17 protein-coding genes, 1 other RNA gene and 1 pseudogene are annotated in these 16,000 nt (G+C 56.5%); 8 read left to right on the top strand and 11 right to left on the bottom strand.

From position 1 onward, the window contains the following. Positions 1–11: 11 nt before the first annotated feature. From AC1QQ2_RS03775 to acuI, 5 genes are all read right to left on the bottom strand, one after another. On the bottom strand, positions 12–1,112 hold the full coding sequence (locus tag AC1QQ2_RS03775) for an NUDIX domain-containing protein (protein ID WP_479712137.1): 1,101 nt from the start codon (positions 1,110–1,112) through the stop codon (positions 12–14). Beyond that, on the bottom strand, positions 1,112–1,555 hold the full coding sequence (locus AC1QQ2_RS03770; protein WP_479712136.1) for a TrgA family protein: 444 nt from the start codon (positions 1,553–1,555) through the stop codon (positions 1,112–1,114). Before AC1QQ2_RS03770 ends, AC1QQ2_RS03775 begins: the two co-directional genes overlap by 1 nt. Positions 1,556–1,595: 40 nt before the next feature. Continuing rightward, positions 1,596–2,804: a class I SAM-dependent methyltransferase gene (locus AC1QQ2_RS03765; RefSeq protein WP_479712135.1), complete on the bottom strand. Its 1,209-nt coding sequence runs from the start codon at positions 2,802–2,804 to the stop codon at positions 1,596–1,598. A 79-nt stretch (positions 2,805–2,883) separates the two neighbouring features. Further along, the gene (locus AC1QQ2_RS03760; RefSeq protein ID WP_479712134.1) at positions 2,884–4,305 is read right to left on the bottom strand and encodes a cryptochrome/photolyase family protein; all 1,422 of its coding nucleotides are present in this window, start codon (positions 4,303–4,305) and stop codon (positions 2,884–2,886) included. Between the two features lie 50 nt (positions 4,306–4,355). Continuing rightward, positions 4,356–5,345, bottom strand: coding sequence for an acryloyl-CoA reductase (acuI, locus tag AC1QQ2_RS03755; RefSeq protein WP_479712133.1), 990 nt, complete (start codon positions 5,343–5,345; stop codon positions 4,356–4,358). A gap of 88 nt (positions 5,346–5,433) precedes the next feature. On the opposite strand from acuI, the gene ssrA reads away from it, so the two are divergent. Beyond that, positions 5,434–5,787, top strand: a transfer-messenger RNA (tmRNA) gene (gene ssrA, locus AC1QQ2_RS03750). A 6-nt stretch (positions 5,788–5,793) separates the two neighbouring features. On the opposite strand, the gene AC1QQ2_RS03745 is transcribed toward ssrA, so the two are convergent. Next, entirely contained in the window at positions 5,794–6,177 is a 384-nt protein-coding gene (locus AC1QQ2_RS03745; protein WP_479712132.1) for a hypothetical protein, read from the bottom strand. Positions 6,178–6,316: 139 nt separating this feature from the next. Between AC1QQ2_RS03745 and chrA the strand changes: the two genes are divergently transcribed. The 5 genes from chrA (at position 6,317) to AC1QQ2_RS03720 (ending at position 10,098) form a co-directional block, all read left to right on the top strand. Next, positions 6,317–7,558, top strand: a complete 1,242-nt coding sequence (gene chrA, locus AC1QQ2_RS03740; protein WP_479712131.1) for a chromate efflux transporter — start codon at positions 6,317–6,319, stop codon at positions 7,556–7,558. Positions 7,559–7,622: 64 nt separating this feature from the next. After that, a complete protein-coding gene (locus tag AC1QQ2_RS03735; RefSeq protein ID WP_197498061.1) occupies positions 7,623–8,093 on the top strand; it encodes an SspB family protein in 471 nt (156 codons plus the stop codon). 118 nt (positions 8,094–8,211) lie between these two features. After that, a complete protein-coding gene (gene fumC / locus AC1QQ2_RS03730; RefSeq protein WP_249945645.1) occupies positions 8,212–9,606 on the top strand; it encodes a class II fumarate hydratase in 1,395 nt (464 codons plus the stop codon). Positions 9,607–9,703: 97 nt separating this feature from the next. Next, positions 9,704–9,883 carry a DUF4169 family protein gene (locus tag AC1QQ2_RS03725; RefSeq protein WP_479712130.1) on the top strand — a complete coding sequence of 60 codons (180 nt, stop codon included), beginning with the start codon at positions 9,704–9,706 and terminating at the stop codon, positions 9,881–9,883. Beyond that, the gene (locus AC1QQ2_RS03720) at positions 9,880–10,098 is read left to right on the top strand and encodes a ribbon-helix-helix domain-containing protein (protein WP_067545352.1); all 219 of its coding nucleotides are present in this window, start codon (positions 9,880–9,882) and stop codon (positions 10,096–10,098) included. Before AC1QQ2_RS03725 ends, AC1QQ2_RS03720 begins: the two co-directional genes overlap by 4 nt. Here the strand turns inward: AC1QQ2_RS03720 and AC1QQ2_RS03715 are convergent. From AC1QQ2_RS03715 to AC1QQ2_RS03695, 5 genes and pseudogenes are all read right to left on the bottom strand, one after another. After that, on the bottom strand, positions 10,083–10,307 hold the full coding sequence (locus tag AC1QQ2_RS03715; RefSeq protein WP_438988053.1) for a hypothetical protein: 225 nt from the start codon (positions 10,305–10,307) through the stop codon (positions 10,083–10,085). The two genes, AC1QQ2_RS03720 and AC1QQ2_RS03715, sit on opposite strands and share 16 nt — an antisense overlap. Before the next feature lie 173 nt (positions 10,308–10,480). Then, positions 10,481–11,833 (bottom strand): cytochrome P450, encoded by a 1,353-nt coding sequence (locus AC1QQ2_RS03710; RefSeq protein WP_479712129.1) that lies wholly within the window; start codon positions 11,831–11,833, stop codon positions 10,481–10,483. Then, positions 11,830–13,071, bottom strand: coding sequence for a hypothetical protein (locus tag AC1QQ2_RS03705; protein WP_479712128.1), 1,242 nt, complete (start codon positions 13,069–13,071; stop codon positions 11,830–11,832). Before AC1QQ2_RS03705 ends, AC1QQ2_RS03710 begins: the two co-directional genes overlap by 4 nt. Before the next feature lie 57 nt (positions 13,072–13,128). Further along, positions 13,129–13,893: a cytochrome c biogenesis CcdA family protein gene (locus tag AC1QQ2_RS03700; RefSeq protein ID WP_479712127.1), complete on the bottom strand. Its 765-nt coding sequence runs from the start codon at positions 13,891–13,893 to the stop codon at positions 13,129–13,131. Between the two features lie 135 nt (positions 13,894–14,028). Next, positions 14,029–15,123 (bottom strand): annotated as a pseudogene (locus tag AC1QQ2_RS03695) (ribonuclease E/G); the annotation flags it as partial. Positions 15,124–15,144: 21 nt separating this feature from the next. On the opposite strand from AC1QQ2_RS03695, the gene AC1QQ2_RS03690 reads away from it, so the two are divergent. Both AC1QQ2_RS03690 and AC1QQ2_RS03685 read left to right on the top strand, forming a co-directional pair. Next, entirely contained in the window at positions 15,145–15,372 is a 228-nt protein-coding gene (locus tag AC1QQ2_RS03690) for an FAD:protein FMN transferase (protein WP_479712126.1), read from the top strand. Beyond that, entirely contained in the window at positions 15,369–15,968 is a 600-nt protein-coding gene (locus AC1QQ2_RS03685; RefSeq protein WP_479712125.1) for a ferric reductase-like transmembrane domain-containing protein, read from the top strand. The genes AC1QQ2_RS03690 and AC1QQ2_RS03685 overlap by 4 nt, the downstream gene beginning before the upstream one ends. The last annotated feature ends 32 nt before the right edge of the window (positions 15,969–16,000 follow it).

Here is a 16,000-nt window from a genome sequence, read left to right as displayed (position 1 = left end):
GAGCCGATAACTCAAGCCAGTGCAGTGATCCCAGAGCGGTTTCGGTCAAGCCAGTATAACATCATGATCAAAGGCAGAACTGTGATTTCGCCACTGTCCACCAAACCCAACGCCCGTTCGCGATCCAGAAGGTGAAGACGAATATCTTCCGCCTCTGTGTCTAGCCCGCCCAAACGCGGTAAATCATCGGGCAAATCGCAGATACCGACGTAGCAGTAGAAAAATTCCGTGCAGTTCCCTGGGGTTGGGTAAGCATTCGCCACAGGGAGCAGCTCACCAATGGTCAAACCCGCCTCTTCGACGGCTTCGCGGCGCGCGGCGTCCTCGGGTGTTTCGTAGTCGTCTACGATGCCCGCGACTGGCTCTAGCATCCACGGATTCCCGTCTCTGCGGAAAAACGGTCCCGTGCGGAACTGTTCCGTCAAAAGCACCCGATCACGCACAGGATCATACGGCAAAACCAGCGACGCATCGAAACCGACTGTGGTTTCCCTTGCCATCGGTTCCGCAATCACGCCGTTAAACGTCTCACGCTCTAAGTCGACACCACGGAATTTATAAAAGTCTCCGCACAGCACGCGGTTCTTTACAATTGCCGCATGCCCCGCTGTACGACGCACTTCGTTCGGCCCTGTTTCGCGCCCTGCCCGCACATGAGCCGCCGCCCTTGCCCGCAAGGGTTTCCATTGCTGACGAAGGGCCTCACCACTGAGCGGCGGTGAATGAAGTGCGATTTCTTTGGCCGCCATACGCGACACATCGCCATCTTCCCGTTCCCACGTCTCTAGCGACCAAAGCTCGCCACTCGAAACATTTGGAAGGTCCGCAAAATACACGCCCGCTTCGATCTCGTCGATCACGACAGAGCCACGGCTGTAGTCCCAGGGCAGTTCATAAGCGTCCAGACGCTCCATCTGCGCCTCAGACAACCCACGCCAAAGCACACCTTTGGCCAGTTCACCCACGGCAGGCACCAACATCGGCACAGTCGTGCCTGCGACCCGTTCAACGCGGTAATCAGGCAAAACCGTTTCAGTCGGTGTGCCACCCTCGCCCGCGATCAGGTGGAACAACCGTGGATCGCGGAGCGACCCGAACACAAACAAATCCATTAGGAATCCATTTTATCAGCGACAAATTCAGTCACGATCCCAATCACAATCGATCCAGCCAACAGAACCGCAATGACTGTCGGCTTTGCCAGTACCACGGCGAGATCGAAGGAAATCCCGATCCCCGACATCATCGCTTGCATCAAACCATTATACCGCAACTCCGCCGACCGTAGCAGCATCTGGGTGAAGCCGTGCAGCGCTAGGGTGCAAAACGCAATCGCTACAAGTGCCGTAATACCGTTGCTGATCCCGCTCATGGTGCCCAAACCCGCACGACCACCCGCGATCTGCCAACCGAGGATCAAAGCGATCCCGCCGTTGAACTCTGTGAAATACCAAGGCGTCAGGCCGAACGGGAACAACGGCACCATCAGGAAAGACGCCCCAATAATGAGCGCCGCAAATCCAACTGCGCCAAAGAGTTTTGCAAAAGTGGGCATAGACACCGGTCCTTTTGAACATCGGTGCCTACTCACGCGCTCAGGTCGGGCGCGACACCGTTATCTGGGTCACGTCGCAGTTTCCGCTATGGAATGTTCCCGCGCAAGAGGAGAGATACAAATTCCACATTCGCCGAAAACGATCATCAAACCCCAACGCCGCGATTTGGTCCCATCGGTCATTGAACACATCCGACCAGCGCCGCAGGGTTTGGCTATAGCTTTCGCCAAATTCGATTGAGCCGTCGACGGTCATACCAGACTTTTCAACCTCTTTACGCAGTACAGAGGGGCTCGGTAGCATCCCACCGGGGAAAATGTATTTCTGAATGAAATCAACACCCTTGCGATAAACCTCGAACCGACGATCCTGCACAGTGATGATCTGCAGCGTCGCCTTTGCCCCCGGCTTCAGACATTTGCGAACCGTTTCGAAATAAACGGGCCAGTATTTCTCACCGACCGCTTCGAACATCTCAATGCTCGCGATGCCATCATAGGTGCCCGTCTCATCGCGATAGTCCTGCATCTTTAGCGTGACGCGATCAGAAAGCCCTGCCTTTTCAATACGCTCACGCGCGTAATTCAACTGCTCCTTACTGATGGTAAGGCCCGTTACGTGCAGACCACGCTCCTTGGCTGCGTATTCAGCAAAACCACCCCAACCACAGCCGATTTCGAGCACATGATCACCAGCGCTCACGCCCATTGCGTCAACCATCGCCGCGTACTTCTGAATTTGCGCCGCTTCGAGGCTTTCCTGACCCGTTTTGAAATAAGCCGACGAGTATGTCATCGTATCGTCGAGCCATAAGCCATAGAAATCGTTACCTAAATCATAATGGTAACTGATGTTCTTTTTGGCCTGTCGTTTCGAATTCGACTGCAGCCAAAACCGCAATTTTTCATAGGCGCGCACCAAACCCTGACCAGGGAACCCGTCGAAAACTTCATCTTCGGCGTCGTGTACGAAATCCATAAAGGTCATCAGGTCCGGCGTATCCCACCAACCCTCCATATAGGATTCCATAAACCCAAGGTCGCCCTCGCGGATCAGACGCGCAAAGATATCCTTGTTGTGAATGGTGATCGCTGTGACATAGCCAGCAGATCTGCCTTCGGCACGAAACACGCGGCCATCAGGGAGCTCGATATCGATCCGACCACGCGGAATATTGCACAGGATGTCGAAGACCGGACCAAAATAGCGCGGAAGATTGGATTGCCCTTTGGTGCTGGTCAGTATCATTTATTTCCCCATTTCAACGGAACTTCGCCCGAATTATTTGTTATCTTATGTAGGGTTACGCACATCTGACCAGAGTGGATTATTTTTCGCGTGCAGAATATGCATCCAACGCTCGCGCTCGTCCCGCTTCCAAAGAAACAACTCGTTCAGGGTAGTCCATATTAGGTGTCAGCCCCCAACTTAACGGGACGGCATTGAAATAGCTCAGAGCCGTTTCAGTCGGCGTGGCGTAACGTTCCGCGATCCAGCGTTTGCGGTAGATGCGATCCCCATCGAACTTCTCAAGCTGGGTTTCGGGATTAAAGATACGGAAATAGGGTGCGGCATCTGGCCCCGACCCTGCCGTCCATTGCCATCCCATCGCATTCGCTGCAGGGTCCCAATCGGTAAGGCAGTCCTCGAACCATTTCTGGCCGACCTTCCAGTGGGTCATCAAATGTTTCGTCAAATAGGACGCCACAATCATGCGAGACCGATTATGCATCGTGCCCGTGACATACATTTCGCGCATTGCGGCATCAACGAATGGCTCGCCTGTGCGCCCCTGCTTCCATGCGATGACCACGGGTGTGTCCTCATCAGTATTCCACGGGAACGCATCCCATTCAGGCCGCCAATTCGCATCGAGAATATAAGGCGTATGATGAAGCAAGTGATATGCAAACTCACGCCAGACGACTTCCTTTAGGAAATGCTCGGCTCCCGCCGCACCATCTTCCATCGCCCGCCACCCAGCGTGCCACAGAGCCCGAGGCGCGATTTCGCCATAGGTGAGGTTTTCGGACAGGCGTGAGGTCGCTTCGACCGCAGGAAAATCCCGATTGGTTTTGTAATCATTGATCCGATGTTCGATGAAATCATCCAACCGCGCGGCAGCAGCCTTTTCGCCGATCGCTTGATGGGTGGTTACAACATCGGCTCCGCGACGCATCGCAGCACTGAGGTTCCAGTCCTCGAGTCGATCCGACGCTGGCCAAACCACTGGTGCCAGCATGTTTTCGGGCGCGGGCAGACACGGGGCAACGGGGCGATCCCGAACGGCTTTCCACATCGGCGAATAGACGCGGTAATACCCGCCATCCTTTGTCGAGACCGTCCATGGTTCGAACAACAGATGACCCGCGAAACTTTGCGCATCGATGCCTTGATCCTTTAGCGTCGATTTGATCGCCGTATCCCGCGCTTTGCAGGCGGGATCATAGAGACGCGACCAATAGACCGCCCCAGCGCCCGTCTCTGCGATCAATTGCTGAAGCACGTCCAAAGCGGCCCCACGGCGCAGGATCAAGCGGCTCCCGATCTCAGCAAGCTTATCCGCCAAAGCCCCAACAGATTGCCCCCAACGCATCTTTGGCGCTGCACCTGTTCCGTCCACAATGTCATCGCAAATGAAGACAGGAATGATCGGACGCCCCGTCTCACAGGCCGCGGTGAGTGCTTCGTGATCGGCAAGCCGAAGGTCACGGCGGAACCAAAGGAGGATAGGGCGCTGGTCAGTCATGCATAGTCCTATTTAACAATTGCAGCGAAACTAGCGCCCGTTACTAAAGGTCAAGCGTTTACATCAACGACAACACGCCCTTTGACTTGCCCCTTTAGGATATCGGCCCCCAATTTCGGCAGATCAGTCAGGGTTGCGGGCTGAACCATCGCTTCAAGCTTGTCCATCGGCAGATCAGTTGCGATCCGCTGCCATGCTCGAACGCGGTTGTCGTAGGGTTGCATCACGCTGTCGATGCCCAAGAGGTTCACCCCCCGCAACAGGAACGGAACAACGGTCGCGGGCAAGGCGGCACCACCCGCCAGACCAACCGCCGCGACGCTTGCACCATATTTCATTTGCCCCAACACACGGGCCAACATCGCGCCACCAACAGCGTCAACGCAGCCAGCCCACGTTTCCGCCTCAAGCGGACGCTTGACCGTTTCAGCGATGTCTTCGCGGGCAACGATACGGGTCGCACCGAGTTCACGCAGGTAGCCTTCGGTCTCTGGGCGCCCTGTGACGGCAGCCACTTGATACCCTAAATGCGCCAAAATCGCCGTCGCAACAGACCCGACGCCACCCGCAGCGCCCGTGACCAAAACCTCGCCTTTTTCTGGGGTTAGGCCATGATCCTCAAGCGCCATAATGGCGAGCATTGCGGTAAACCCTGCGGTCCCTACCGCCATCGACTGTCGGGTGCTTAGCCCCTCAGGCAGCGGCACCAGCCAATCACCGTTGACCCGCGCCTTTTGCGCATAACCACCCCAATGTACCTCGCCCACGCGCCAGCCCGTCAGAACGACCTTATCGCCCACCGCATAGCGCGGATCTTCAGAAGCTTTGACCGTTCCAGCGAAATCGATACCGGGCACATGCGGATAATTCCGAACAAGACCGCCCCCTGACCCAAGGCACAGCCCGTCTTTGTAGTTCACAGTCGAATACTCCACCGCGACCGTCACATTGCCTTCTGGCAAACGGTCGGTGCTGATATCCTGAACCGATGCACTGGTAGTACCCGCTTCATCCTTGTCGACGATCAATGCCTTGAACATGCTCTCTCCCTCATGTGTATCACTTGAGGATAGCGGCACGCGCCGCGCCGTCAAACGCAACCCGTTCATCCTGACCTTTTGTGCGAGGCCACTTGAGTTCGCCAAAGGTCGCGCCTATATTCGAGATGTCTCTTCGGGGACTATGGACATAAACGCGCTCGTAATAAGCGGATCGGACCCGGGGGCGGTACCCGGCGACTCCACCAAACATCCTTCATTTGGGGATCATGGGGTCGAAATAGGATCGACGAACGTCTAAAGGGGTTATGCTTTGTCTCGGTGAGATACCACCGTTATCGGTTCAAACTGTACAATTGCAAATGACAATCGTGCTCCGGCAATGGCTCTGGCTGCGTAAGCAGTTCGGGTCGCCGAAATTAAGTCCTGACGCCTAGCAGCCTCAGGCGGGGTTCGGAGGTACCTGGCAACAGAAACCTCCACTTCATCCCTAGCATTTATTGACCGTTGAAACCGCCATGACAGTGCCGTTTGGTTCTGGCTTCCAGATAAACTCGATGGTCGCGCCGCCCTGGATCAAAAGGCGCATACGGCGGTAATTGCAGACCGTTGCCTGCACCATGCTTTCTGATGGGGCGACATGCGTAATTTCAACGGACAGCTTCATACCCGTCACACGTGTCGACGCCACAATATCGGTGGAGTCCCACGGCAAATATCCTTCGGCCTCAAGCTGCTTTGCCTGATCAATAAGCGCCAATTGCAACTCAACTGCCTGCCGGTCGGGATTACCAAAGAGACCCAATGATTTAGCGCCCATGTAGCCCAAAACGGACAACACGAGGATCGCAACGGCCCCTAACAGTTTTTCCATCCCCTGACCCCTTATGATAGTCTCTTCTCAGGATACCTATAAATAACGACATTGAAACGAAAAGTTGTAGTGGATGAAGATTTAACGACAGCCGTTGGAATGAATTGCAATGGGCATAAAACAATGGCCAATTGCGCCCATGACCCAGTTCGCTGACCTCTTCCGCATCTTTGGCCGCATTGGCCTTTTGTCCTTTGGTGGCCCCGCGGCGCAGATCGCCCTAATGCACCGTGAATTGGTCGAAGAACGCCCTTGGCTGTCGGAAACAGAATTCCTCCGCGCCTTGTCCTTTTGCATGCTTCTTCCCGGCCCCGAAGCAATGCAGCTCGCCACTTATGCAGGCTGGAAACAACGCGGCATCATCGGGGGATTAATCGGCGGCGGGCTCTTTGTCCTGCCGGGTGCAATTGTGATCATGGCGCTGGCGCTGCTCTATGGGCAGTATAGTGCGTTGAACTGGGTTCAGGCGGTATTTCTCGGCGTCAAAGCCACGGTCGTCGTGATCGTGATCCAAGCCATCCTTCGCCTGTCCAAGAAAGCGCTGAAACTCAAGGTGCATTGGCTCTTGGCAGTCGGAGCCTTCGTCAGCCTTTACATCTTCGCCCTGCCCTTTCCGCTCGTGATCGCCGTAGCCGCGATAGTTGGCGGCGCGTTCTGCACAACATCAGAGGACGCTCCCAAGGTCTCCATCAACTGGAGCACTCCACTCATAGTCATCCTGATCGGAGGCATCCTCTGGGGCCTTCCGATCCTATTGGTGGGTGACGGCCTGCTGCGCGACATCGGCGTGTTCTTTTCCAAACTCGCTGTTGTCACCTTTGGCGGGGCCTACGCCGTTCTGGCCTATATGACCCAGGACGTCGTCGCGAATTACGGCTGGCTTTCGACGGACCAAATGATGGATGCCTTGGGGCTTGCTGAAACCACACCCGGCCCACTGATCCTCGTGACCGAGTTCGTGGCCATCGTTGCTGGCACCAACGCGGGGCTATCGGGTGTCGCGGCAGGGTTAATGGCGCTCTGGGTGACGTTTGTACCCTGCTTCATATGGATTTTCGCAGGGGCACCGCTCATCGACTGGCTCGCCTCGCGCCCTCGATTGTCGGCGGCGCTCGCTGGCGTTACGGCCTCAATTGTCGGTGTTATTGCAAACTTGTCCATCTGGTTCGCGCTGCATTTATTCTTTGGCTCGGCGCAAACCATCACCTTTGGCCCAGCCCATTTCATCCTGCCCGAGGCTGCATCACTCGACCCAATTGCCCTCGGCCTTGCGCTCTTTGCGGGATTTTTACTGCTCCGCAAATCCCACGGTTTGCCAATGGTGCTTGGCCTCACGGGCGGTGCCAGTTGGCTAGTGCAATTTGTCATAGCGGCAACGTGACTATCCCTCTTTTATCCCGCTCCGAATCCCGTATGTTGGGGGTAACAGGGCGAAAGGAACGACCGTGAGCCAGAAGATCGACTACGGCAATCTGATGCACGAGGCCATGCGTGGCCTCATTCAAAAAGTATTGGCCCGCGTCGCGGACGAAGGTCTGCCCGGACAGCACCACTTCTTTATCACCTTTGACACGATGCACCCCGATGTCGAACTGGCCGATTGGCTGTCGGATCGGTATCCGGGCGAAATGACGATCGTGTTGGAACATTGGTTTGACGCCCTGACCGTCACCGACGAAGGGTTCAGCGTCACGCTGAACTTTGGTGACAATCCAGAACCCATCTACATCCCCTACGATGCGATCCGCACCTTTGTGGATCCATCCGTTGAATTCGGCCTTCGGTTTGAAACCCAAGAAGACGATTTCGACGACGAGGATGACGACGACGAAGCCCCAATGGTCGAAATGGCCGAAGAAGAACCGAAGCCCCGCAAAGAGGCCGAAGTCGTCAGTCTGGACCAATTCCGCAAGTAAGCTGCGGCAATTCGTTCCCCTTGGTAGCGATAACATCGCGGTATGCATCGGTATACTGCATTGATTTCCCGTGCGCATGGGGTATGACAAGCCCCAAGTCGTAACAGGGAGAGTCCAGATGACCGCAACCCGCACCGAAACCGACAGCTTCGGCCCGCTTGAAGTCCCCGCAGACAAATACTGGGGCGCACAGACCCAGCGTTCGATCATGAACTTCCCAATTGGTTGGGAACGTCAGCCCGTGCCGGTGATCCGCGCACTCGGCGTGATCAAAAAAGCTGCAGCAATCGTCAACGAAGGCTTTGGCGATCTGGACGCAACCCTGTCCAAAGCGATCCAAGAGGCCGCGACCGAAGTCATCGAAGGAAAATTCGACGACAACTTCCCGCTCGTTGTTTGGCAGACTGGCTCTGGCACGCAGTCGAACATGAACGCGAACGAAGTGATCTCGAACCGCGCCATTGAAATCCTCGGCGGTCAGTTGGCATCGAAATCGCCTGTTCACCCGAACGACCACTGCAACATGGGTCAGTCGTCGAACGACACCTTCCCGACTGCTATGCACGTCGCAATCGGCATGCACACACGCGACGTTCTGCTTCCGGGCCTGCGGAAACTGCACGCTGCTCTGGCTGCGAAGTCGGAAGAGTTCAAAGACATCATCAAAATTGGCCGTACCCACACTCAGGATGCGACCCCTCTGACCCTCGGTCAGGAATTTGGTGGCTACGCGCATCAGGTTGCCCAAGGCATCAAACGCGTTGAGATGTGCCTGCCAGACATCTACGAACTGGCACAGGGCGGCACCGCTGTGGGCACTGGTCTGAACACTCGCGTTGGCTTCGCTGAAAAGGTCGCGGCAGAAATCGCGAACATCACTGGCCTGCCCTTCGTCACCGCGCCGAACAAGTTCGAAGCACTGGCAGCACACGACGCAATGGTCATGTTCTCGGGCGCGTTGAAAACCGTTGCTGGTTCGCTCTTCAAGATAGCAAACGACATGCGTCTCTTGGGCTCTGGCCCGCGTTCGGGTCTGGGCGAACTGATCCTACCTGAAAACGAACCTGGTTCGTCGATCATGCCGGGTAAAGTGAACCCGACCCAAGCCGAAGCACTGACCATGGTTTGCGCACACGTCATGGGCAACGACGCGGCGATTGGTTTCGCGGGTTCGCAAGGTCATTTCGAACTCAACGTCTACAACCCGATGATGTCCTACAACGTTCTGCAGTCCATGCAGCTGCTCGGTGATGCGGCTTCGGCCTTCACTGACAACATGGTTGTTGGCACGCAGGCAAACGTCGCACGCATCGACAAACTGATGAAAGAGTCGCTGATGCTCGTCACAGCGCTGGCTCCAACCATCGGTTACGACAACGCAACCAAGGTTGCGAAGACCGCACATAAGAATGGCACCACCCTCAAAGAAGAAGCCATCGCGCTCGGCTTTGTGGATGCAGAGACGTTCGATCGGATTGTGCGTCCAGAAGACATGATCGGCCCGAAAGGCTAATCAAACGGGCCGCCCTTCGGGGCGGCCTTTTTCTTTCCCTCTTGGCAGGGATACACGCTTTGCGATACTCCAACCTTCCAACATTTGGAGTCGCAAGATGAGTGACATCATCAACCTAAACAAAGCCCGTAAACAAAAGACACGCGCCGAAGAAAAAGCGCAGGCTGATGCGAATGCTGTTAAATTTGGCCGCACCAAAGCGGAGCGTTTGTTAACGGCAGCGCGGGAAGAAAAGGCGCGCCAGCGGCTCGATCAGCAGAAGTTCGAGGACGAATGACCACACGGCCCGAAAAACATTCCCTGACACTTCAGGGACACCGCACATCGGTGTCTCTCGAACCTGAGTTTTGGGCAGCCTTCACAAAAGCTGCCAAAGAGGACGGCAAGGCGATCAACGAACTTGCCGTTGAAATCGACGAGGCCCGTGGCGACGTTGGCCTCGCGTCCGCAATCCGCGTTTGGATCCTGAAACGCCTTCAGTCCGACGCGTAGAGCGACGCACGCACCCGCGCGAGATCCTGCAATTCACGAAGCTCGGATTCGAGTATTTGCGCATAGGGCGCGCGTTTACGTTCGCGCAGCACCTCTTGCGGAGTTTGACGGACAGGACGCGACAAACGCCCCCGCAGCATCAAGCCCTTTACCCGATCCAAAGACTGACGGAGCCCACCGTCAGTAGTAGAAAAGTCAATCATAGCCATACCGACACCCATTCGGCTTAGCCCCCGATGACCTTTAGTATATATTTAAATCTGACCAGCTAGCTGTAAGTGAAAATAGCTACTAAACTATAGGGTTATTTACGAATTAACTTACTGAGAAATATACATAAAATTTCAGAAATTTTTATTATCCGTTCGGATAATTCTGCGCTCTAATCACGTTTTCGCAGACGCAACCATATGCCCTGAGATGAACGAACCGTAAGGTGCGCAACTGGAACGGGTTTTCGAATCTCATCTGGCTCGATGACAAAGTTCCGCAGAATCAACGATAGCAACATCGGCCCTTCGACCATGGCAAAGCCCGCGCCCGTGCAAACGCGGCTCCCTGCGGAAAACGGGATGTAGGCGTCGCGCTGGCACTGTTTGCCATTCTCAGTGCCCCACCGCGTCGGATCGAATTCATCAGGCCGCTCCCATAGCCGTTCGTGACGATGGAGGTGCCATGGTGACAAAACGATCTGCGATCCAGTTTTCACATCGCGACCACGGAAGGTTTCGGGACAGGTGGTTTCGCGCACCATCATCGGCACAGGTGGATAGAGGCGTAGCGCCTCGCGGAACACATCCCGCGACAGTTTCAGACGTGAGACAGAGCTGAAATCGGAACTCAACTCTCTGGCTTCCTCTGCTACACGCTCTTGCCACTCTGGATTGGTGGCCATCAGATATAATGTCCACGCCAAGGCAGAGGCACTCGTTTCATGCCCCGCGAGGAAAAAGATCGCGACCTGATCGATCATCTCGTCCACATCGAACTGATCCCCCGTTTCGGGGTCAGTGGTGGTCATGATCTTGGTCGCCAAATCATCTGGCGCGGTGCCGGCCTCAATCGCCGCCAAACGTTCCGTGGTCAGATCACCGATGAGCTTTCGAATGACGTCTGCCGTGCGTTTGGTCTCCGCACGAAAGAACCGCGGCATCCATTTCGGTCCGCGAATAAACGCCGCGAGGTTCAGGATCGGCTGGCTGCGTTGATGAGCCTTGAACTCTGAAAACACTGCCGAGGCGGTCTCGTGCTCGATCGGGATCGAAAACAACGTGCGGAATATCACATCGGCCGCAGCATGGCTCGTCTCTGCCTCGATCTCTATCGGGATGCCATCAGCATGGGCCGAAAGGCGCGCGACAGCGGCCTCGCCCGCCTCCCACATCGCGGGATAGGTGTCGCGCAAACGACCGCCCTCAAATGCGGGATCAATGATGCGGCGCTGACGTTTCCACGTCTCACCATTGGTCAGAAACACTGAATTGCCAAGGAGCGGTCGTAGCCCCGCACCAATGCGGTCGCTTTTCGGGAAATCATCGGGCCGCTCTTTGAGAACTTGCCGCACGAGTTCGGGATCATTGCAGAGGTAGCTGCGGAAAAACGGCGTCTTAAACTCTGCCATCCACGCCCGATAGAGGCGTGCGGGCTGCGCGCTCAGGATGTCCTCGCGAAAGAGTTTGAGATATCGCCAAAGAGACACTTTATCAGCGCGGGATTTGGGCTTGGGCGGGATCATGGGGCCACCGATCTGTAACGCGATGCAGCGGCCGTTTTACGGCTCCGCGATGGCGGGCGTCCCTCGTATCGGTCGCCGAGCGTGAGCGGCCCCGCCGTAATCTGGAAATAGTCATAGTCTTTGGGCCGATCAAAGGCGCAGAGATATTGGAAATGAAGTCGAAAGAACCGCCACCGCAGTTCTTTCCACCGTTCCGCCGACAAGGACTGCGTGAAGGCCGCCGATATCACCAGCGGCCATTTCTGACCCTCGGGCGCCACGCCCGTCACCCCAACAGGATCACAGAGCGCAAAAGCACAGCCATCCCCAGGTGCCGTGACATCCACCCATGTCAATTCATCCCGCGTCGACAGATAGGCCAAATCAGCACGCAACCGCCACGCATCACGCAGGAAGCTCACCATAGGGACGACTTGACCAAGCGACAGGAACGACAGTTTCGCCCCTTGTTCAGGCACTCGCCCGTCACGGATCAAGTCGGAGAGGATCGAAACAGCGAGGTGCGCGCCAGAAGAATGACCGACCACGAGAACTTCGTCGTAGCCATCGCCAAACGCGGCCGCGATCTGGTCCCCAAACTCCGCCATCCGCGTCTCTAACTCAGGCGGGTTCGCGCCTTTCCAACGGGCCGAATAGGCGTAGTCGTGCATGAGGTAATAGGCAAAGAGCTTCCCGTCTTTGGATTTGAAGAATTGGAGGCATTGGACCGCGCTGACTGCACCGATGGCCAAGCCAATCGCGGCTCCGATCCACACAGGCAAACCGATCAAACTAGCGCCGAACACGGCAGCCTTACCCAGTAACGCCCCAATCCCCACGGCCACGGCCAACTGCAACAAGAGCATCCCGACAGGATAAAGCGCAGCAATCACGGGCCCCTTGCGCAGGCGCATCAAACGGAACAGCGCACCAGTCGAGATATATTCCCACGCTGTGCGCACCAATTGACCGTAGGTCGCGGGAATGCTCTGCGACATAGAATTGCGCACGATGTCAGACCACACCAGCACATCGACATCTGCGTCCACGCACTGCCCGTCGATGATCGCTGTGACGTGCCACCCATAGGCACCACCCGTTGTCTTGGGCTTGAGCGCGATCTCATAGCCCGACACGCGGGCCTGATCGGCGCTTTCTTTGCGGTAAAGTTCACGATAGCGACGCGGATGAATCGGGTCGTAGCCGGGGATGTAAAACACCCGACGCCGTTTCACCTGTTCATGGGTCGTTTCCGTCATGCGCTATTCCGCGACTGTTTCGACCAGCCTAACGCGGAATTTGGGCGAGAGTAAGACCTAGCCGATGGTGCCAAGCACGGGGAAGGTATCCAACAACCAACCCGACAGCATAGCGAACCGACCTGTGATCAGGAGAAGGCCAATCACGACCAGCAACGCGCCCGAAACCTTTTCAATCACCCCCATATTGCGTTTCATCCACGCCATCGGCCCTTTGAGCCGCGGGAAGAAAATCGCGATAAGCAGAAATGGTATCCCGAGCCCCGCTGCATAAGTGCCAAGAAGGATCGCGCCACGGGCGGCTTGGGTTTCTTGGGCGGCGAGGGTCAGGATTGTCGACAAGATCGGGCCTAAGCACGGCGTCCACCCAAAGGCAAAAGCGAGGCCCAAGAGATAAGCTCCAAAGGCAGAGCCGCCCTGATCCTTCACCTCGATCCGCGCTTCTTTCATCAGAAACGGGATGCGGAACACGCCCATGAAATGCAGACCAAAAAGGATCACCAGCGCACCTGCGACGTAGTTCACCCACTCTATCACCGACCAGTAAAGCCGCCCAATCGTGGACATCCCGTAGCCAAGGAACACAAAAACCGTCGACAGACCGAGGACAAAGAACACAGCCGCAAGGATCACCCTGCCCCGCGCAGATGCGGACCCATCCATATCAGTAACCGTAACCCCGCCCATATAAGCAAGATACGGCGCCGCAACAGGCAGCACGCAGGGGCTGAGGAACGACAAAAAGCCCGCAAACAGGGCAACACCCATGGCCGTTAAAAGCCCTGCATCCATCACAATCTGCGTTGAGAGAAGTTCGCCCATGTCGTCTGGCCCTTTGATCTTTGCCCTTCGATACCGTGCCAGATAGCGCGCGTCACCCCCGATGTCCTGCGCTGATCGTCACAGTTTAGCGAAGGGCTGAAAGAAAAGGCCGCCCCGAAGGACGGCCTGATCAATTTAGCGACCCAGTGACCACCAACCGCGGCGTTTGGGTTTATCGTCTTTCGGCTCTTCGACCTCAGCCGCTGGGGCTACAGGCGCTGGCGCAGGTTCCGCCACCGGAGCAGGTTCAGGCGCTGCCACAGGTTCAGGTGCAGGTGCTGCTACCTCAATCGCTGCTTCAACAGGTGCCTCAGGCGTCGCCTCTGCAACAGGTTCAGCGACCACCTCAGCAGGTGCTTCAACAGCCTCAGCCTTTGGAGCGGGTTTCTTACGAGCACGAGGTGCGCGTTTCGGCTTCGGTGCTTCCTCTGCCTCTTCCGCAGGTGCCGCTTCTACCGCTTCACCCTCTTCAGCTTTCGCAGCGGGTTTCTTACGGGTGCGAGTGCGCTTCGGTTTCGGCGCTTCCTCAGCAGGAGCCTCAGCCGCTTCAGCCTCGGTCGTAGTAGCCTCACCTTCAGCAGCCTCCGCAGCAGCGGCGGGTTTGCGGCGCGTACGAGTCCGTTTCGGTTTCGGTGCCTCTACAGGCGCTTCGGCCTCAACCTCAGCAGCAGCTTCTGCAGCATCAGCCTCAGCCTCGGGCGCATTGCCCTCTGCATCCGCGTCACCACCTTCGGCCTCGTCACCAGACTCGGTCGATTGCTCGCCCTCACCCTGACCAGGCTTCTTCCGACGACGACGACGGCGGCGGCGTTTCTTCGGCTTATCATCGCCATCACCTTCGCCCTCTGCAGTTTCTGCATCGGAAGCGTCCACATCTGCTTCATCCTCTTCGAGGATTTCTGCATCTTCGATATCATCCTCAAGATCGTCGATCACAACACTCGACGCGGACACAACAGGTGCGGCCTCAGGAACGATACGGGTTGCGGTCTTGAACTTCTCAATCGCGAAATCAGGCGAAACCAGCGTCGGGTCACATTCGATGCGAACAGCCATACCGTAGGTGGCTTCAATCGCAGCGATGTGTTCGCGCTTCTGGTTCATCAGATAGTTTGCAATCGCAATCGGTGCGCGGACCAGTACCTCTTTGGAACGGCCACGAACGCCCTCTTCTTCCAACTGACGCAGGATCGACAGTGCAACGTTATCATCCGACCGCAGCAGACCTTTGCCGTGGCAACAAGTTCAGTCATGCGTAAGCGCTGGGCAGGAGTGCACCACGTGATCGACCCCCGCACCGGAACGGTCTCAGAAACCGACCTGATTCAGGCAACTGTCGTTGCTGACTCGGGCTGGAAAGCTGAAGCGCTTGCAACCGCGGCCATGGTCTTGGGTCACCGAGATGGCGAGCAGTTTCTTGACGCCATGAACATTGAGCATTTGCTTGTTTCGAATCAATTAGTGGGGAGTGCGGCATGAACGACATCGCTTGGAGTTGGTTACTGATCCGTGCCAGTGGGGTCACCGCATGGGGATTGCTCACCGCGGTCATCGTCTGGGGTCTGTTGCTGCGCACCAAACTCTTAGGATCAAAGGCAAGTCCCGTCGCACTCTTACACATGCACCGCTGGTTGGGTGCGCTAGCACTGGGCGCACTCGCTGTTCACCTTGTCGCGCTGCTGGTGGACCCGGTTGTTCACTTCTCCGTGACCCAGATCCTGATTCCGTTCACCGCACCTTGGGAGCCATTCGCTGTGGCACTGGGAACGATTTCGCTGTGGCTCATGCTGCCTGTCTCACTCATTGGCCGGATTCGCACGAAATTGGGCAAGAAGGGCAATGTGTTCTTCAAGCGCTCTCACCTCATGGCCTACTTTGCCTGGCCATTTGCCACCGCCCACTACGTCTTCGCTGGCACGGATGCAATGTCTCAGTGGTCGATTGCAGCTCTCATCGCTGGTAGCGCCGTGATTGTGTTCATGTTGCTCGCCCGTGCATTTGTTCCACCTGCAGCGCGTAAGCCTCGGGTTGCTCCTGCAACTCCGACTGAACCTAAAGCAAGTGTGAACGCATAACTTGTGCTCGTGAGTAATACTTGAGCCGTGAG

It is taken from the genome of Aestuarium sp. (assembly GCF_023253315.1).
In the GTDB taxonomy this organism is placed as follows: domain Bacteria; phylum Pseudomonadota; class Alphaproteobacteria; order Rhodobacterales; family Rhodobacteraceae; genus Marivivens; species Marivivens donghaensis.
This window is presented reverse-complemented; position numbering and strand designations above follow the sequence as displayed.

Bases quoted from the DNA above. Each gene is read 5' to 3' on its own strand.
- AC1QQ2_RS03775 (WP_479712137.1), bottom strand. From the start codon at position 1,112: ATGGATTTGTTTGTGTTCGGGTCGCTCCGCGATCCACGGTTGTTCCAC.
- AC1QQ2_RS03770 (WP_479712136.1), bottom strand. From the start codon at position 1,555: ATGCCCACTTTTGCAAAACTCTTTGGCGCAGTTGGATTTGCGGCGCTC.
- AC1QQ2_RS03765 (WP_479712135.1), bottom strand. From the start codon at position 2,804: ATGATACTGACCAGCACCAAAGGGCAATCCAATCTTCCGCGCTATTTT.
- AC1QQ2_RS03760 (WP_479712134.1), bottom strand. From the start codon at position 4,305: ATGACTGACCAGCGCCCTATCCTCCTTTGGTTCCGCCGTGACCTTCGG.
- acuI (WP_479712133.1), bottom strand. From the start codon at position 5,345: ATGTTCAAGGCATTGATCGTCGACAAGGATGAAGCGGGTACTACCAGT.
- AC1QQ2_RS03745 (WP_479712132.1), bottom strand. From the start codon at position 6,177: ATGGAAAAACTGTTAGGGGCCGTTGCGATCCTCGTGTTGTCCGTTTTG.
- chrA (WP_479712131.1), top strand. From the start codon at position 6,317: ATGACCCAGTTCGCTGACCTCTTCCGCATCTTTGGCCGCATTGGCCTT.
- fumC (WP_249945645.1), top strand. From the start codon at position 8,212: ATGACCGCAACCCGCACCGAAACCGACAGCTTCGGCCCGCTTGAAGTC.
- AC1QQ2_RS03725 (WP_479712130.1), top strand. From the start codon at position 9,704: ATGAGTGACATCATCAACCTAAACAAAGCCCGTAAACAAAAGACACGC.
- AC1QQ2_RS03720 (WP_067545352.1), top strand. From the start codon at position 9,880: ATGACCACACGGCCCGAAAAACATTCCCTGACACTTCAGGGACACCGC.
- AC1QQ2_RS03715 (WP_438988053.1), bottom strand. From the start codon at position 10,307: ATGGCTATGATTGACTTTTCTACTACTGACGGTGGGCTCCGTCAGTCT.
- AC1QQ2_RS03710 (WP_479712129.1), bottom strand. From the start codon at position 11,833: ATGATCCCGCCCAAGCCCAAATCCCGCGCTGATAAAGTGTCTCTTTGG.
- AC1QQ2_RS03705 (WP_479712128.1), bottom strand. From the start codon at position 13,071: ATGACGGAAACGACCCATGAACAGGTGAAACGGCGTCGGGTGTTTTAC.
- AC1QQ2_RS03700 (WP_479712127.1), bottom strand. From the start codon at position 13,893: ATGGGCGAACTTCTCTCAACGCAGATTGTGATGGATGCAGGGCTTTTA.
- AC1QQ2_RS03690 (WP_479712126.1), top strand. From the start codon at position 15,145: ATGCGTAAGCGCTGGGCAGGAGTGCACCACGTGATCGACCCCCGCACC.
- AC1QQ2_RS03685 (WP_479712125.1), top strand. From the start codon at position 15,369: ATGAACGACATCGCTTGGAGTTGGTTACTGATCCGTGCCAGTGGGGTC.